Source organism: Arenibacter flavimaris (assembly GCF_030291335.1).
Lineage (GTDB): Bacteria > Bacteroidota > Bacteroidia > Flavobacteriales > Flavobacteriaceae > Arenibacter.
The window spans coordinates 396,917-414,237 of record NZ_JASWIM010000001.1 but is presented as its reverse complement, the minus strand read 5'-3'; the positions used below and the strand labels follow the sequence as shown (position 1 = coordinate 414,237).

The 17,321-nt window shown below is 38.3% G+C and carries 14 protein-coding genes; 6 read left to right on the top strand and 8 right to left on the bottom strand.

The genetic code is table 11. The annotated features are described in order from the left end of the window. Positions 1 to 975, top strand: a complete 975-nt coding sequence (locus QSE00_RS01585) for an MlaD family protein (RefSeq protein WP_286104632.1) — start codon at positions 1 to 3, stop codon at positions 973 to 975. Between the two features lie 50 nt (positions 976 to 1,025). Here the strand turns inward: QSE00_RS01585 and QSE00_RS01580 are convergent, their stop codons facing one another. Genes QSE00_RS01580 through QSE00_RS01570 form a run of 3 tightly spaced genes read right to left on the bottom strand, consistent with a single transcriptional unit; the run spans position 1,026 to position 3,418 of the window. Further along, positions 1,026 to 2,246 (bottom strand): metallophosphoesterase, encoded by a 1,221-nt coding sequence (locus QSE00_RS01580; RefSeq protein WP_286104631.1) that lies wholly within the window; start codon positions 2,244 to 2,246, stop codon positions 1,026 to 1,028. Between the two features lie 14 nt (positions 2,247 to 2,260). Further along, on the bottom strand, positions 2,261 to 2,857 hold the full coding sequence (locus QSE00_RS01575) for a CDP-alcohol phosphatidyltransferase family protein (protein ID WP_286104630.1): 597 nt from the start codon (positions 2,855 to 2,857) through the stop codon (positions 2,261 to 2,263). A gap of 51 nt (positions 2,858 to 2,908) precedes the next feature. Beyond that, the gene (locus QSE00_RS01570; RefSeq protein ID WP_110354336.1) at positions 2,909 to 3,418 is read right to left on the bottom strand and encodes a hypothetical protein; all 510 of its coding nucleotides are present in this window, start codon (positions 3,416 to 3,418) and stop codon (positions 2,909 to 2,911) included. A 350-nt stretch (positions 3,419 to 3,768) separates the two neighbouring features. Here QSE00_RS01570 and QSE00_RS01565 point away from each other — a divergent pair, with 350 nt between their 5' ends. Together QSE00_RS01565 and QSE00_RS01560 are read left to right on the top strand one after the other, a co-directional pair. Continuing rightward, the gene (locus QSE00_RS01565; protein WP_286104629.1) at positions 3,769 to 4,623 is read left to right on the top strand and encodes an OmpA/MotB family protein; all 855 of its coding nucleotides are present in this window, start codon (positions 3,769 to 3,771) and stop codon (positions 4,621 to 4,623) included. Between the two features lie 464 nt (positions 4,624 to 5,087). Next, positions 5,088 to 5,480 carry a DUF302 domain-containing protein gene (locus QSE00_RS01560; RefSeq protein WP_110354335.1) on the top strand — a complete coding sequence of 131 codons (393 nt, stop codon included), beginning with the start codon at positions 5,088 to 5,090 and terminating at the stop codon, positions 5,478 to 5,480. A gap of 3 nt (positions 5,481 to 5,483) precedes the next feature. Here QSE00_RS01560 and QSE00_RS01555 read toward each other — a convergent pair whose 3' ends face one another. Together QSE00_RS01555 and QSE00_RS01550 are read right to left on the bottom strand one after the other, a co-directional pair. Next, positions 5,484 to 5,939 carry a DinB family protein gene (locus QSE00_RS01555; protein WP_110354334.1) on the bottom strand — a complete coding sequence of 152 codons (456 nt, stop codon included), beginning with the start codon at positions 5,937 to 5,939 and terminating at the stop codon, positions 5,484 to 5,486. Positions 5,940 to 6,092: 153 nt separating this feature from the next. Next, entirely contained in the window at positions 6,093 to 6,362 is a 270-nt protein-coding gene (locus QSE00_RS01550) for a hypothetical protein (RefSeq protein WP_286104628.1), read from the bottom strand. 251 nt (positions 6,363 to 6,613) lie between these two features. Here QSE00_RS01550 and QSE00_RS01545 point away from each other — a divergent pair, with 251 nt between their 5' ends. Continuing rightward, positions 6,614 to 7,456: a universal stress protein gene (locus QSE00_RS01545; protein ID WP_286104627.1), complete on the top strand. Its 843-nt coding sequence runs from the start codon at positions 6,614 to 6,616 to the stop codon at positions 7,454 to 7,456. Between the two features lie 216 nt (positions 7,457 to 7,672). Then, positions 7,673 to 8,386, top strand: a complete 714-nt coding sequence (locus tag QSE00_RS01540; RefSeq protein ID WP_286104626.1) for an SDR family oxidoreductase — start codon at positions 7,673 to 7,675, stop codon at positions 8,384 to 8,386. 2 nt (positions 8,387 to 8,388) lie between these two features. On the opposite strand, the gene QSE00_RS01535 is transcribed toward QSE00_RS01540, so the two are convergent. The 3 genes from QSE00_RS01535 to QSE00_RS01525 all read right to left on the bottom strand — a co-directional run bounded on the left by QSE00_RS01535 (position 8,389) and on the right by QSE00_RS01525 (position 16,341). Further along, positions 8,389 to 11,139: a PD-(D/E)XK nuclease family protein gene (locus tag QSE00_RS01535; RefSeq protein ID WP_286104625.1), complete on the bottom strand. Its 2,751-nt coding sequence runs from the start codon at positions 11,137 to 11,139 to the stop codon at positions 8,389 to 8,391. A 316-nt stretch (positions 11,140 to 11,455) separates the two neighbouring features. After that, entirely contained in the window at positions 11,456 to 12,796 is a 1,341-nt protein-coding gene (locus QSE00_RS01530) for an OmpA family protein (RefSeq protein ID WP_286104624.1), read from the bottom strand. A 425-nt stretch (positions 12,797 to 13,221) separates the two neighbouring features. After that, on the bottom strand, positions 13,222 to 16,341 hold the full coding sequence (locus tag QSE00_RS01525) for a UvrD-helicase domain-containing protein (RefSeq protein ID WP_286104623.1): 3,120 nt from the start codon (positions 16,339 to 16,341) through the stop codon (positions 13,222 to 13,224). A gap of 119 nt (positions 16,342 to 16,460) precedes the next feature. Between QSE00_RS01525 and QSE00_RS01520 the strand changes: the two genes are divergently transcribed. Continuing rightward, positions 16,461 to 17,069, top strand: coding sequence for a superoxide dismutase (locus QSE00_RS01520; protein WP_110354327.1), 609 nt, complete (start codon positions 16,461 to 16,463; stop codon positions 17,067 to 17,069). Positions 17,070 to 17,321 lie beyond the last annotated feature (252 nt).

Sequence of the window (17,321 nt, the reverse complement as noted above, 5' to 3'; positions counted from 1 at the left end):
ATGGCAAAGACTAAATTAGAAAATATGAAACTCGGAGTATTTGTAGTCTTCGGCACGGCACTACTAGTCGTTGCTGCCTATTTAATTGGGAACAGACAGAATATGTTTGGAAAGACCATTCCCGTAAGTGCCATTTTTAAAAATGCCAACGGACTTCAAAATGGGAATAATGTGCGTTTTTCCGGAATAAATGTAGGTACGGTGAACAAAATTGAGATGATCAACGATACCACCATTCGAGTGCATATGATCATTGAGGAAAAAATGCAAAATCATATTAAAAAAGATGCCGTAGCTACCATTGGTTCCGATGGACTTGTGGGTAGTATGCTCATCAATATTGTACCGGGGGAAGGAAAGACAACCCATATTGGCCCGGGGGATGAATTGCAGTCCTATAGCAGGGTGGCCACCCAAGACATGCTAAACACCTTGAACCAGACCAATGAAAATGCAGCTTTATTAACACAGGATCTGCTAAAGGTCACTAGGTCATTAACGCAAGGCAAAGGCACCTTTGCTAGGCTGCTCAACGATTCCCTAATGGCCAAGGATCTACACCAAACCATAACCAATTTAAAACTGAGCAGTAATGAAGCCAACAAAATGATCCGGGAAATGAACCAAATGGTAAAGCAGCTCGATTTTGAGAATAGCGCTGCAGGGGTTCTCCTAAAGGATTCCATTTCCGGCAATAAAATGAGGAATGTAATTTCGCATCTGGAAAATTCCAGCCTAGAGATCGAAAATATGTCCAAGAACTTAAATTCGGTCATCGGGGATATTAAGACTGGAAAAGGGGCCATTAATTATTTGGCCACAGACACCGTATTGGTACGGCAGCTGGAAACCAGTATGGAAAACGTTACGGAAGGAGTGAAAAACTTCAATGAAGTTACGGAAGCCTTAAAACACAATTTTCTCACTCGCGGCTACTTCAAAAAAAAAGAAAAGAAGGAGAAAAATAACAGATAAGTCTCCAAAATACCCTTAAAGTCCTGGTCAATTAAAGCTAAAAGGCCGTTTCACCCTTCGTTATCAAGCTCTATAAATGTAATTTCCGGACGCATCCCCAATCGGCCAGGAAAACCCATCCAGCCAAGTCCTCGACTTACGTATAGAAATTGAGGGCCCAAGTCATACAGCCCTGCCCAATGTTTGTATTTGTATTTTATAGGACTCCATTCCCTATTTTTAATGTTGATCCCTGCTTGCATTCCATGGGTATGCCCTGAAAGCGTAAGGGCTATATTGGTCTTATCCAACACTTCCCCACTCCAATGCGATGGGTCATGGGACAATAAAATCTTATAGTCGATACCATTCACTTTCCGAAGGGCCTTTTGTAGGTCCCCATATTGCTTAAAAGGTGGGTTCCCCCAATTTTCGACGCCCACGATCGCAATTTTCTCCCCCTCACTTTCAATACATTCGGCTTCATTCAGTAAAAGTTTAAAACCAATTTTGGAATGAAAATCTTTGATATCCTCAAAATTGCTTTTCCGCTCTTCCTCAGATTCCCATTTGCTATAATCCCCATAGTCGTGATTTCCAAGCACCGAATATTTACCCATTTTGGCGGAGAGCTGCCCTAAAACTTTCTCCCAACCATTTAATTCCCAGGCATAGTTGTTTACCAAATCGCCCGTAAAAAAAATGAAATCCGGATTTAATTGGTTTATGGTTGTAATGGCGCGGTCCAGTATATGATAACGATAATTGAAACTGCCCAAGTGAAGATCTGATATTTGAACTATACGCAATCCACTAAAGCTTGAAGGAAGCAAATCGGATTTAATAACCACCTTGTGTACCTTAAACCTATATACCGCCCTGAAGACGGCATATACAATAACGAAGAATGGCAAAAAACCAAAAAAAACGCCCACTAAAGGAATGATCAGCAAGGATTTCTCCCCTGTGATCAAAAAATTTGAGAAATAAAGTATGGAAATAACAACTACAAAGATCAACTTGGGAATAAAGGACGAAACCGTTAATCCATATAAGGATGAAATAAGCAGTTGTTTTCTATAAGGGGATATACTTTCCAATCTAATTTTCAACACCAAAATAGAAATAATGAGCCCAATGGTAAAAAACCAAAAGGCGATATAAATAGTTTTCTTAATGGTAGAAGATTCAATAGGCTCCATGATAGATTTAAGCCAGTAGAAAGCCAAGGCATCGATCAATAAAATGGCAAAACACAAAAGGACTATGGCAAAAAAAGTGTAGGATCGCATTAATAGGGGTTTTACTATTGGTTATTGTTATTCACAAGCCGTCTTTTATCCTTCAACGCCCAGAAATAACCTTTTACATCCTCTACCCAGTTATCATACATAAAGATAAGTGTAATTTCCTCAACAGTTTCCAATACTCCCACAACAATCATGGTATAAAATAACCAATATACGGGTCCAAGGAACAACAGCCATAAAATAAATACCCCTTGGGTAATGGCAGATAACTTGGCCAAATACGTATGAAAGGCGGTGGCTTTGCCGTATTTCGCAAAGGCAATGGCCATCTGAATCAGGTATGGTACAAATACAATAATTATAAGTAGATAATTTTCCTTGATAAACGTATTTTCAAAAAAGTACAATCCTACCAACCCAATAATAAGGGTCACTTGATCTCCAAGAGAATCGAGTTGTGAGCCCCTGGCACTTGTTATTTTCAACTTTCTGGCCAAAAAGCCATCAATGGCATCCGTACTGTAACTTATAAGCAACATCCAACTAAACCATTCACGTTCGCCAACCAAAATAAGGCCTAGTAACAGGGGTACGGCCATAATTCGATAAAAGGAAAACCAGTCGGCTATATTGAAGTTTTTAAAATTATACATAATTATTCATGCGTTTTTGATATCCAGAAATCAGAAACCCTATTGCAATATTTACAACTTTAATAACGGATTTAATTTTTCAATAATTTCACCCACGTACATGGGAGTTTCATCCAAAATAGATTCTCCCGTAAAGGCATCAACCCCTTCCATTTTGTAGGAGCCTTTGCCCGAGGTGGTTAGGACAACCATCTTATCCCTGTAATTCATGGTTCTGTCCATAAATGATTTAACCGCTGAGGGTGGCTTCCAATTCTCCCAGCTGTGGATCAATAATAGGGCATCATAGTTACTAGGATTTACACCTACCAATGCGGAGACATCCATAACCTTTATATATACCGACTTCGTTTTATAATAATCCACAATGGAGGTAGTAATCGCATTTTTAAATTCACTTCCCTGAGTGGCCAAAAGCAATTTGGAATTTTCCCTGGGAGAATTTACCTCGTATTCCTGTACATGATCCATAGCGTATTCATTTTGATACCAAAACATAAACACCAAAAAGACCAAAGCAATCGATAATAATACAAGAAGTATTTTTCTAATATTTTTCATAGAATTCTTTCTTTTAATATCCCGGCCATAATTGAGAAAAAAGTAAAGCCGATTCTTAATCCTTCTAAATAGTATTATAGGCAGCAGCCTATAATTCCTGCTAAGGATCATAAAGCTATGCCTTAAGCCTGCACCACCCTATGACCATTGTCAGTTATGCATGCAAAGCATACCATAAGTTTAGTAAGAGGCAGTTCCGGTTCAAGGAACCACTATGACGAAGCATTGTGAAGAAAGAATACCGTAACCAAAAAATAAAGGGCCATTGCCCTACATGACATATATCATTGGACACCTTTTAAATTGTGTCTTTCTTTATGGAACAACTATTATCCATAAAACTTATGACTATGAAAACACTACATCTCTATATATTGGCGCTTACCCTTTTTACCTCCTGTGTAAGTCAAAAAAAATATACCGCCATGCAAGACCGGGCACTAAATTGTGAAAATGAATTAAATACCAGTATGAACCAAAACAATTTACTGGAAGCCGGATTGGCCAACGAAAAAAACAAATCCAAATCCTTGGAGCAACAAATGGAATACTTCAAAAGTACCAATACAGATCTATTGGCCCGACTATCCGATCTTTCCGTTGTGAGCAAATCAGGGGCAGAAAGCATTAAAAAATCTTTGGAAGCCCTAAACGAACAGAATAAATACATAAAGAACCTTACCAGTAGCATGCAGCGAAAAGATTCCATTAATTTGGTGTTGGTGATGAACTTAAAAAGATCCTTGGACAATTTTGAGGATGAGGACATTAATATTGAGGTAAAAAAAGGAGTGGTCTACGTCTCAATTTCGGACAAAATGCTTTTCCGTTCCGGAAGCTATAACATAAGTAACAGGGCAGAGGAAGTGATAGGCAAAATTGCCAAGATTATCAATGACCATAAAGAACTTGATATTTTAGTGGAAGGGCATACGGATAATGTTCCCATTTCCACAGACTGTATGACCGACAACTGGGATTTAAGTGTTGAAAGGGCGACCTCCATTGTTCGGTTAATGCAAACTAAATTTGCGGTACAACCTATAAGAATGACCGCTGGGGGCAGGTCTGAATACGTTCCAAAGACTACCAATGCAACGGCAGAAGGCAGGGCAATTAACCGCAGGACAGAAATTATCATTTTACCCAAACTAGATCAATTCTTTGAATTGCTGGAACCCCCAACCACAAATATCGAGGGATAGGGAAATGAATAAAAGACTTAATAAAAAGTAGTAATCCCGATTCCTTTATCAAAAAAACAAGAAAAAAGCATCGAACTGATCTATGTCATTTCTTTTTTAATTCGATAACGATATTTTAGTACTAGTAAAAAAGCATTCGTTCATTGAAAGAAATAAAAATAAAGTTTCTAAGCAGTAATGCCTTAGCGACCATACTCCGGAGCTAAAGTAACTTCTTGAGCCTTATTACCCATCCCCTTGTAAGGATATTACAAGTGTAAATTTCCCCATCGGGATTGGGTAGGTGCAAAAGTGCTACCAAGGTCCGGACATAAAGGATTGGGATATATGGATATGCCAATCCTTTTTTTTATAAAGTCCAAGTAATAAAGGGCCTACTATACCTTTTTACGGCATAGACCCATTTAAATGGCTTAAAAATCACTACCTTAAATACTAGATAAAAACACATTAATAATTTTATTATGGAATATTATTTTAATAAAACAATTGGAAATATACCCTTCGCGCAAGCCATCGAAAAAACCAAATTGGCCCTACAAGAGGAGGGTTTTGGGGTACTGACGGAAATAGATATGAAAGCTACCCTAAAGAAAAAATTGGACGTAGATTTCTATAATTATATCGTTCTGGGTGCTTGTAACGCCCCATTTGCCCATAAAGCTTTACAGGCCGAAGATAAAATTGGCACTATGTTGCCCTGTAATGTAATTGTTATGGAAAAGGAACCTGGACTTGTTGAAATTGCAGCGGTAAACCCCATGGCGTCCATGCAGGCGGTAATTAACCTGGATTTAATGGATATTGCGGATGAAGTGGGGAAGAAATTAAAAAGGGTGGTAGAAAAGATCCATTGAATGCTAAGATCCATATTTTTTAAGGAGGACCATTTGACCGGAATGGTGTATGGTGTGGGATACAATCCTCCCAAAAGCCTCCGCCTTTGTCTTGGTCCCAAACTCCTTGGTGGTAACTGTGGTCTCCCAATCCTCCTCCTGTTGTTTTTCCAACACCGATTTAAGCATTTGATAAGAATATTCCACATATTCCAATAATTCGGTCCTATTGGTCCACTCTCCTGTATCCTTTTGGGCAATGACCGTTTTTGCAATTACCTTTACCTCCTGTGCCCCAAATACGTTCTTGGCAAAAAGCAATTCAACATCCCCAATATGCCTTATAAGAAAACCAATACTATTGGGCGCAGGCAATAACCTTTTACTTAGATCATCTTCCGTTAGGTTTGATAATTGGTTGGAAAACCGGGTCCGGGCTTCTTCCCATAATTCAATGAACAGTTGTGTTTTTGATTTCATTCAAAGTAATTTTAAAATATTCATTTAAAGTAAAAAGTTACTGAAATGATGCGGTATAAATAAGTGCCTGGCCAAAACAAATGGTGGATACCCAATTTTTAAACTTTTATATATTTTATGTAGACATAAGCCATGTTATATTTTAAGGAATGCTTAGGCAATGGCGGTCTCAGTACTACCCTCACTATGTAAGTTAGGGCTTAACCTGGATAGAAATTTAAACTGTCCGATTGGATATCCAATTCTCCAAAGTTCTTGCTTTACCTGTTCCAAAGCAATAGGACTATAATAAAGAATAATGAGCTTTCCCGTGTCAATATCAAGGTCAATTACCCTAATATCCATAATTCGGCTAAGGTTGCGGAGAATGATCATCTTGTCCCTATTAGTGATTAGGCTGCCAATTTTTGCTATAGCTTTCATGAAGGTATGGTTTTATAGATCCCAATGACTACTAATATACAATTGCAAATTATCCCTCGAAATGATACATATCAGTTAACCTATATTTTTTGATTACATATAGCCTTGGGGTTTCACCAAAAATTCCATTTATCACCAACATTACAATCAAATCACCAATTGCACAACAGCTAAGCACTCCATTACTTATGACCAATATCATATTTATTATCAACAATAGCCTTTAGATTTAGCTTTTAAATAAAGATACAATGAAGACGATACTCTATGCTACTGATCGAAGTGAATATACCGTGCCTGCTTTAAAATACGCCTACCAGATAAGCCGAAAATTAAATGCCACCTTATTGGTACTTTATGTTCACGAAATGGAACCTTTACGCGTTTCCGTTTCACGTCCGGCAGCCCAAATTGAATACCACGTAATCAAAGAGCAGACAGAGATTTTATCGTCCTATTGTTCCAAGCATTTAGGCGTTCCCGTGGATAATAAGGATCTACAAGCGGAAGTCATCCACAACGATTCGGTAACCAATGGGATTCTGGAAAAAACCAAGGATGTTGCAACCGATATGATAATTATAGGCAGAAAGGACAAACATACAGATCGAGGTCTTTTTGTGGGCAATATTGGAAAGAGACTTCAGGAAAAAGTACCATGCCCCCTACTAATTATCCCCAATAATACCCCAGACAAGCCATTAAAGACTATTTTGTACGCAACGGACTTTGAGGAAGCGGATATTTTGGCGCTAAAAAAATTGGTCCCAATGGCAAAATTACTTGCCGCTAAAATACATGTAGTTCATATATCCACTGAAAAAGAATATGCAGGAAAAGAGCAGATGGAATGGTTTAAGGATATGCTAAAACAAGTGGTTGACGATAGCAGCATAGAATTTGAGTTGATTTTCTCTGACAATATACAGGATAAGCTAAAAATACATGCCAAGACTATTGGGGCCGACTTACTAGTACTGTTGGAGCGGGAGGAAAAAGGCTTTTTTCAAAAAATATTCCATATTAGCTTAGTGGCAAAAATGGAGGAACATATAGGCATCCCTTTATTGAGTTTTAACGAGCCCAATTTATAAGGGTTACCACCAAAATGATTTCGTTAAATACAAAACGTCCGTAAAGAGACATCTACAGTATTACACCGCCCAGAGGTTGCTACTACCTGCCTAAGCCCACTTATCCATTAATTTAGTATGACGTTTTGTTATGAAGCACCCGGTTTAAGAAAACAATAACGCTTACTTTTTTATTTTCTCCCCTTATAATTTTAATTTCACCTAAAACTAAACAGCATGAATGATTTAAAAAACATAGTAGCCTATATTACAGGGGGCTCCAAAGGAATAGGATTTGGAATAGCATCCAAATTATTGAAAGCGGGAATGAAAGTGGCCATTAGTAGCAGGCAGTTGGAAAATGCCGAAAAAGCGGCCAAAGAACTTGGCCCTGAAGACATGGTACTTGCCATAGCCTCGGATGTATCAAATATAGGTGATGAAAAGGCAGCGATTAAAAAGATCTTGGATAAGTGGGGAAAATTGGATGTAATGGTGGCCAACGCAGGAGTTGGACATTTTGCTCCCATAGATCAAATTTCCGACACTCAATGGCACGAAATGGTAAACACCAACCTAAACGGAGTATACCACTCTCTCAAGGCTTCCGTTGAGGCACTAAAGAAATCCAAAGGTTATTATATTACTGTGGCAAGTTTGGCCGGTACCAATTTTTTTGCGAATGGCGCTGGCTATAATGCCACCAAATTTGGGGTAGTAGGCTTTACTCAGGCCGCTATGTTGGATTTAAGACCCTATGACATTAAGGTCTCCACCATAATGCCAGGTTCCGTAGCAACTAATTTTAATGGACATGAACCTTCAAAAGAGGATGCATGGAAGATACAACCAGAAGATATTGGCGAATTGGTTTTGGATCTTTTACAAATGAATCCAAGGACCTTGCCCAGCAAGATAGAGGTTAGACCTACACGACCAGATAAAAAATAGGGCTACACTTCTTTTTCGGTAAACGGCACAACAGGATTGCCAATTTCAAATATTAAAGTTTTTAAGGATTCCATAAAATGGGCAATAGTTTCTTGGGTAATGGAATTATCCTTGTTTCTACTGCCCTTTTTTTCCTTTACGGCAAATTTGAGAAGACCCGAACTTAAATTTTTAAAAGATATAATCCCTGCCTCAATAGCATCAATAGGCTTCATGCTGTTGTACATTATAGTATAACACAGCAATTGAAAAGCCTTGCTATAGTTGTAATCCTCAATAGCGTCTTCCCATGCAACAATTTCAACTTGGGAACTGGTGACAGTTCCTGTTTTATAGTCGATAATTCTAATGACCCCATCCTTTTCATCTATCCGATCCAATTTTCCTTTTAGGGCTACAGGGAAATCCAAGCCTGGAACATTAATATCCATTCGTAGTTTTTCTTCAACCCCCAATATCCTAATTTGATGTTGCGCCACTTCTGCCATTTCCAGTTTAAGAAAATTTTCCACATACCGCACTACTACATTATATGCTATTAAATTTTTTCCTCTGGAAATATCGCCATCGGCAAAGCTTTTGGCAAAATGGCCAATCACTAGAGGCCTTACCTTCTTTTTCATTTCCAAAAGCATGGATTCCTTCAAATAGGTATTTATATAGGGCCTATAGAGATCTTCCAAGGTATCGTGAACAATTGTACCAAAGGTATTGTTGGCAACGGTTTCCTCTACCTCAAGAACATCGTCTATTCCCAATAGGTTCCTCTTATAAAAATCTATTGGATTCCTAATATAGTTGCTCAGGGAGGTAGGAGAAAATCCTTTTGCAGCGTGCGTCTTGATCAAATCCATAAGGCTTTTATCCTTGGATATAGTTTGTAAGACTTTAAGAGAAGGGGCAATTTCAGGTGCCGCGATGATCTCGGTAATATCCGCCAATTTATTTTCATCCGTTAACAATTGGGTCAACAACCTACTCTTTTCCCCGCCTTCCAAAACATCTGGTTCTGTATTGTACAACAAGTAGATGTTTTTTGCCCGTTGCAATAAGCGATAAAAGTGATAGGTGTAAACGGCGTCCTTTTCCTTATAGGTAGGAAGTTTGTAATACTTTTTTAGATCGAAGGGGATAAAGGAATTATTGGACTTACCGGAAGGAAGTATTCCTTCATTGACAGAAGTAAGAATAACGGTTTCAAAATCGAGCACCCTACTTTCCAACATTCCCATTATCTGTAAGCCTTCCAAGGGCTCTCCTTGAAAGTCCAAGGTTTCGTTCCTTACAATTTCCAAATAAAGGCTTTCCAAGGATTTTAGGTCATTGACAAATGAATATTGCTCTACCATGTCCTGAAGCTGGTTGAACAGGGAGTAAAATTTATACAAATACTCCAATCCGAAGGAGTCTTTGCTTTGGGTAAACCTTTCCCTAAGAATTTGGATAATTTGATGGCATTTATGTAAAAAAACAGTTCCTGGGACCTCCTCGCGAAAAAAAAGTAAACTTAGCAAATCCTCATTTCCTTCCCCTAAGGACCGTAAATTATCAGTCGTTATAAATGCCCAATTCTTTGTTCTAATAGCTTCACTTATAAGGTTAGCCTTATTTTGCTGATTTTCAGTACATAAGATCTGGATGTAAGGATGAGATAAAAAATCCAACACCTGCTGAAAATACCAGCCCTGGGAATCCTTTTTTATATGTATGGAAAGGTATTGGGAAAACAAACTGGCCAAAGGAGTATTCTTCAAGGGATATCCCATGGTAATGTTTACCGTATCCAATTCCGAGGGGATGGAATTTAAAACAGGATTCAACAAAGTTTCATCCCCTAAAACTATTGCAGTGTTTTTAAGTAGGTTGTTATCCTGTTTCTTAAGTTGTAACAAAAGGTTACCTACGTACTTGGCCTGGGAAACGTTTTTAGGTACCCCTATAATTTTAATATCCTTTTCGGATAAATAATTGCTTTCCACGCCCTTTAGCGTCTTTCCTTTAAGCCAGGGCCAGGTATTTAAATGTTGCCTAATAAAGTACCCGGCGTCATGTATGGGATCCTCCACAAAATAGCTGTCCCCATCCCAATAAATATCCGCTTTGGTCTTGTCAAGAATTTGCTGAATAATATACGATTCCGCGGTATTTAACGCATTAAAACCAATGAAAATATGTGTGTTGTTCTGGTTATTGCCTAAATAATCCTTCAGCTGTTCACAGGCCGTCCGATAAATTAGACCCTGATGTCCCAAGTTTTGGGCTTTTAGCAAATCGTTGAAAGCGTTATAAAGTGGTTCAAGATTATTCCAGAATTCAATGTAATTCGTTATTATCTCCGATTTTTCTTTTTGTAATGACCAATGATTAATTTCTTGGATATTGGCCAAATAAGAAAATATATCCTTGGTATCTACTAAATATCTATCTATTTCATTAAAATCCTGTAACATGGTCTGTCCCCATTTGGAAAAGGTATAAAAGTTATCCTTTTCTGCGTATTCCATGGACGAATAAGCCTTATAAAGGGTAAAAAGTTGCTCCATACTGGAAGCCGTCTGTAGATTGGATATTTGTTCCACAAAGCCTTCAATACTGTATATTTTTGGCGAGAAAATAGTTTTATCGGCTGTATCGGCCAATGTTGTCCTTAAAATAGTTCCTGCCCTTTTACTGGGAAGTATTAAGATCAGGTCGTCTAAGGAGTCATAGGATTGTAATAAATCATCAACTACCTGTTGGAGAAAGCTTTTCAACTGATTCTATTTTATTTTAAATTAATAGGCAGACCCTTTAGGGGCAGGCAGTTATAATTGTCGTGGCCAAAATCCCCACAGTTACCAACAGGTTTCCCGTTTTCTAGGGCACCTGCTGCAATACAGTTGTCTGCAATTACAGGGTAATTTAATTATAAAAAATAGAACCGAGGCATGCAGTCCGTACTAACATTAAAAATATAATAATTTTAGGTTGGGATAATAATTTTAGCCATTTATCCTTGAACTTTTAAAAACAAAAAAAGCCCCGCTAAATAGCGGGGCTTTTCGTTATAGTTTTAAAACTACTTGGAAATTACTTTACCAAGTTGATTTCAACCCTTCTGTTTTGTGTTCTTCCAGCTCTAGTATTGTTAGTAGCGATTGGCTTATCCTCACCGTAACCTACAGCAGATAATCTAAACTCTTCAATACCTTTTTCTACCAAGAAAGATTTAACTGAAAGTGCTCTTGACTCAGATAATTTTTGGTTCAAGGAAGCACTACCTACACTGTCAGTATGACCTTCTACAGTAAATTTAGCAGTTGGATACTCTTTAAGGATAGTGATAATATCAACCATTACAGAAGTAGATTCTGCTTTGATGGAAGATTTACCAGTATCGAACAAGATTGTTCTAGCATATTCGTTCAATTGCTTCTGAACTTCTTCAGTAACTTCAGGACAACCTTGGTTAGCTACAGTTCCAGCAACATCTGGACATTTGTCATCTTTATCCAATACACCGTCACCATCTTTATCTTGGTAAGGACATCCTTTGTTAGCAGCAGGACCAGCTTCATTAGGACAAGCATCATCCTTATCGGCAACACCGTCACCATCAGCATCTGGACAACCAGCTAAAGCAGCAAGACCAGCTTCGTTAGGACAAGCATCATCCTTATCGGCAACACCGTCACTGTCAGCATCTGGACATCCGTTCATTTCTTTGGAACCAGCTTCGTTAGGACAAGCATCTTTGCTATCCTCTATGCCATCACCATCAGCATCTGGACATCCGTTGAAAATTTCAAGACCAGCAACTTCTGGACAAGCATCATCCTTGTCGTAGATTCCGTCACCATCGGTATCAGTTCCACCAAATTTGATAGCAATACCTGCCATATGTTGGAAATGTTTGGCCAAGTAATCTTCGAAAGCATGCTTGTAACTAGACTGTAATGTAAGACCTATATTCTCAGTAAACCAGATGTTAAGTCCAACACCACCATTTACTGTACCAGCACCTACTTCGTCTATCCAAGTATATCCACCACCTATTTCGATAAATGGATCGATTACTGTACTTTTTAAGAAATTATATTTTATTGTACCATCAACAGCATAGTGAGACAAATCGTCAACGCTTGTATCCCCCAATTTGTCAATTCGGTTCAAGGAACCTCTTGCCCCAATTGAGAAGCCGCTACCTACGTACTTGGAAACTCCAACATAGGAAATTGATGGAAGTATGTTCCAGTGGTCTGTTGCATTAAAGAATTCATTCCCAAAGCTACTATAATCTTCGGTAGGGTAAACGTCGATTGCGTTAGCTCCGAAACTTACTTGCCATGGGTTATTCTCGTCTTGCGCTTGTACGTTGTTAAAACCTACAAAAAGTAAGGCAACAACCAATAATTTGCTAAGATGTTTCATGTTCAATTTTTTAAGTTTAAGTGTTTATTAGCTGCAAATGTAAGTTGTTAAAAATTATTAACAAAATCATTCTCTTAATTTTTTTAACGTATTTCATACCAAAAAAGACGCATTTAATCGATATTTCATACTATCCCCACCTTGGCAAAAATAGTTATTGTACAATCCAAGTCCAAAAAACCATTAGCTATAAGACCTTGTAGGCAACTTCTTGCTTTATCTTTAAACAACATGGAAAGAATAATCCGATAAGATAAATAATTTATTATGGCATCAAATTGATGAATTTCCACCATAATTGGATACCATCTAACATAATTTTGGGCCAATAAATAACAGGAGTCCCAATCTATTATACCGCAGTGAGCGCATTAAAGACCAAAAACGTCCTATTTAAACTTCTCCAATCACGCCTTTAGCACCCACTAGATAAAGTCTAGGGTAATATCATCATTGATATAGATAAGGATTTTGTTTTCAATTTCATATCCCATTGCTTCCAGAGCGTCTGCATAGGAATAGATTTGCTCATGGTATGCCGGATTCCTTTTCCCTGTCTTATAATCTATAATGGTAGCCTTGTTTTCCTTAATGACCAGCCTGTCCGGGCGAAGTACCTTTCCATTTTTGGTTAGGATGTCCTGTTCATTCTTTATAAGGTTTCCCTTAAGAAAATAGCCGCATAACTTTGGGTGGTCAACAATGGACTTAATCCTTTGTTTCATCAAAAGACTGTCTCCATGGGAAAGATCGCCGTTTCTAATTAGCGTGTCAACAGCTCCTTCAATATCGTCATTGGTCTCAATTAATCCCATTATATGATGGAGCAAATTTCCCTTGCTAAGTGCTGTTCCCCGCTCCGTATCCCAAAGTGCGCCCGCTTTGGTCAAAATTCTAAATCCGGGTCGCTCCTTATAAGTGTATAAATGGATTATCTTTTCCTGATGTTCCCCTTGGCCGGAGGAATCGTCTTGCATTTCAAGGTCTCCGAATCGATAAGAGGTCTTGGCCTCTTCCCAAAGCCCCTTCTCCTTTAAATAATGTATAAACAATCCGGAATAATAATTTGGTTTATGTTCTCCCTTTTGGGTCAGATCTTTCTTGGAAATAACATAAAGACCCTTAACCGCCCTGGTCAGTGCTACATACAATAGATTAAAGGCGTCCAATTCCAATTTATGCTGTTCTTCGTTATAAATTGTTTCCGCAAGAGGACCATAACCTATAACCTCCTGTTTTTTGTTGATTAGTATTTCCTCAAAACCTTTAAACGAGATCGGGTTTACGGGCAGCCATAATTTTGCATCCCTTTCTTCATATATATTGGTATTGGCAAATGGAAAGATTACAATAGGAAACTCCAATCCCTTGGATTTATGAACGGTCATTATTTGAACGGCATCCACATTTTCGGGAGCGGTGATGCTTAAACTGTCCTTTTTCTTCTCCCAATACGCCAAAAAGACTTGGGTATTTGCCCCCTCCTTTTGTTCCACTTCCAAAACAACGTCCAGAAAGTAGGTTATATAGGCGTCCGAGCTGTTTGCCAATCCAAACTTTTTAATGGCATATTCCAAGCCATCATAAACCGAGGATTGACCTATAATATCTATATTAAAGCCGTAAGTTCCCAAGAGTAACTGGGGTACATTATTAATATTGGCGTTTATAAATTGATGTCTATTTTCAAGCTCTTCAGAAAGAAAGCTCAGTATTTCATAACACCTTTCCATCTCCTTTGGCTGTAGGCTAAAATGCAATAAATTAATCAGGAACCTAACCTTTGGATTGCTATTTAACAACAAAGTTTCGGACGAAATGATAGGAATATTGCCCTGCATTAGAAAATCTGCCAACAAGATTCCATGTTTCTTCTTACGGGTAAGTATACAAACATCCTTTAGGGAATAGTTCTTTTGCAAAACCTCTTCCAAGGTTTTCATTACCAAATTACAGTATTCCCCATCTTCCTCGTGGGATTCCTCGGTATCAATAAAGGAAAGTTGTACCAAACCTCCTTTTTTGCTATTGTACTTTTGCCTATTGCCCTCTACAAACAATTTGTTATATACGGTATTCTCCAAAAAGGGGCTGGTAATCGTAAAAAAATCATTGTTGAATTTTATTACCTCTTCATGACTCCTGTAATTTGCGGGAAGATTTTTCGTGGATGGCGGAAATACAAACGGATTTTCCTTTAGGTTTATCAGGTTCAGAAACTGTTCCGCCTTGCCCCCTCTCCAACGGTATATGGCCTGTTTGGCATCGCCTACCAAAAGCAAGGAACCTATTTTACCTTGATCGTCCTGACTCTCCAATGCATTACCTATTAAAGGAATTAGGTTGTTCCATTGCATTTCGGATGTATCCTGAAATTCATCCACAAAATAATGACGATACTTCTCCCCTATACGTTCATAAATAAAAGGTGCCGGCTGGTCTTTTATTTCTTTGGAAATAATACTATTAAAAGAGGAGATGGGCAATAGGTCACGCTCCCTTTCCAGAGTTTTTATTTCATGTTGAATGGCACTGAGGACCGTAAGGGGCACTATATTATTATATCCGTTCTTAACCAAGGACAAGGCATTATAATGATCCTTAATCTCGTTGAACAGCGAAATAAACCTTGGGTGAAGTTTATCCAGAATATCTTTAATGCCTTGTGGACAGGTCTTGGCGTAAAGGGGATCGGTTTCAAATTTTTGTTTCCAACCGGCATTGAAATCCATTTTTAGATCTCCCGAGGCAATTTTGGCTATAAATTTTGGGAAATAGCCCGATTTAAAATTATTGAATTCCAAATTGTTATCCTCTATTATGGCAAGGGTCTCCGTGGCCCACGCCACTATTTTTGTCTCATGGGACTGTATTTGAAGCAACAATTCCTTTTTTAAACCCAAAAAGTCATCAATACCCTTGTCTTCAAGTTTTTTAAGGTGGGGAGCCTGATTTTCATTGAACAATAAAACCCCTATCTTTTGTAGGTCGATAGCTATATCCCAGCTTTTATCGTCATCAATTTTTTCCAAGGCAAAATCTATCAACACTTTGGTCAATTGCGTATCGGAACCCGCCTTATTGATAAGTTTGGCAATGGCTTCATCCAGTAATAATTTGGTGTCCAGAACCACCTCAAAGTTTTGGGGCAATTTTAAATCTTTCGCAAAAGTCCTTATAAGCCTATGGGTAAATTTATCAATGGTGGAAACATCAAAAAAGGCATAATTATGCAGTATTTCCTTCAGAACTCTTTTGGACCTATTCCGCAGCGTTCTTGTATCAATTCCCAATTCTTGGGAGATATCGGCCAGCATGGAAGGAATCTCAAATTCATCGGAGGTTGTGCCAAAAGCAAATAGACTGCCCAAAATTCGCTGTTTCATTTCGTTTACCGCCTTGTTGGTAAACGTAATGGCCAGAATACTGCGGTAGTTTCTATTAAAATCCGAAGAAAGGATGATTTTCAAATACTCTTTTGCAAGCGTATAGGTCTTGCCAGACCCAGCGGAGGCGTTATATATTTTGTAAGGGGCGTCCTGCACGGTATTTTAGTCGCAAAATAAGCAATATTAAACAGTTCTTAACAAATTATTAGTTGAATTTATGTCATAAAACCGTAATTTTGGGAAACAACATTTTTTAACATAAAAACGAAAACATTATGGCTTTTGAATTACCTAAATTACCTTATGCGTATGACGCTTTGGAACCACATATTGATGCCAGAACCATGGAAATACACCATACCAAGCATCACAACGGGTATACTACCAATTTAAATAATGCTATTGAGGGAACAGATTTGGCAAAAAAATCCATTTTGGATATTTTGTCCAACTTGGACATGTCCAATGCCGCTGTAAGAAACAACGGAGGAGGATTCTATAACCACTCATTGTTTTGGGAAATAATGTCTCCAAATGGTGGTGGGCAACCTTCAGGGGAGCTTGCTGATGCAATAAACTCGGCTTTTGGTTCTTTCGAATCATTTAAGGATGCCTTTTCCAAAGCCGCAGCCACCAGATTTGGTTCTGGATGGGCTTGGTTATGTGTTCATAAAGGAGGAAAACTGGAAATATGCTCTACTCCAAATCAGGACAATCCAATTATGCCTGGAACCGGATGTGACGGATTTCCAATTTTGGGCTTGGATGTATGGGAACATGCCTATTACCTCAATTATCAAAATAGAAGGCCAGACTACATCAACGCCTTTTTTAACGTAGTCAATTGGGATAAAGTAGCCGCTGCCTACAAGGCCAACAAGTAAGGGTTACCAATAACCATTACGGAATAAGCAAAGGCTACATTTGGCCTTAGTGATTATTTTCGGGTGCTTTTTCAAAGCAGTCGATGGAATAAATTTAAAGTCCGCTCGTCCAAAATTGGACAAGCGGACTTTTTTTTGTATCCTAAAAATAGAAAAGGGTGGAGAAGCCTCCACCCTTTTCGTCCCAAATCTTACCATAAACTTAACCTACTTATGCTATGGCGATACTAAAATACTGGTATTGTGAGAAAT

Coding starts and splice junctions, on each gene's coding strand:
- QSE00_RS01580 (WP_286104631.1), bottom strand. CDS start 2,246: ATGCGATCCTACACTTTTTTTGCCATAGTCCTTTTGTGTTTTGCCATT.
- QSE00_RS01585 (WP_286104632.1), top strand. CDS start 1: ATGGCAAAGACTAAATTAGAAAATATGAAACTCGGAGTATTTGTAGTC.
- QSE00_RS01530 (WP_286104624.1), bottom strand. CDS start 12,796: ATGAAACATCTTAGCAAATTATTGGTTGTTGCCTTACTTTTTGTAGGT.
- QSE00_RS01560 (WP_110354335.1), top strand. CDS start 5,088: ATGGAATATTATTTTAATAAAACAATTGGAAATATACCCTTCGCGCAA.
- QSE00_RS01555 (WP_110354334.1), bottom strand. CDS start 5,939: ATGAAATCAAAAACACAACTGTTCATTGAATTATGGGAAGAAGCCCGG.
- QSE00_RS01575 (WP_286104630.1), bottom strand. CDS start 2,857: ATGTATAATTTTAAAAACTTCAATATAGCCGACTGGTTTTCCTTTTAT.
- QSE00_RS01550 (WP_286104628.1), bottom strand. CDS start 6,362: ATGAAAGCTATAGCAAAAATTGGCAGCCTAATCACTAATAGGGACAAG.
- QSE00_RS01520 (WP_110354327.1), top strand. CDS start 16,461: ATGGCTTTTGAATTACCTAAATTACCTTATGCGTATGACGCTTTGGAA.
- QSE00_RS01545 (WP_286104627.1), top strand. CDS start 6,614: ATGAAGACGATACTCTATGCTACTGATCGAAGTGAATATACCGTGCCT.
- QSE00_RS01570 (WP_110354336.1), bottom strand. CDS start 3,418: ATGAAAAATATTAGAAAAATACTTCTTGTATTATTATCGATTGCTTTG.
- QSE00_RS01565 (WP_286104629.1), top strand. CDS start 3,769: ATGAAAACACTACATCTCTATATATTGGCGCTTACCCTTTTTACCTCC.
- QSE00_RS01540 (WP_286104626.1), top strand. CDS start 7,673: ATGAATGATTTAAAAAACATAGTAGCCTATATTACAGGGGGCTCCAAA.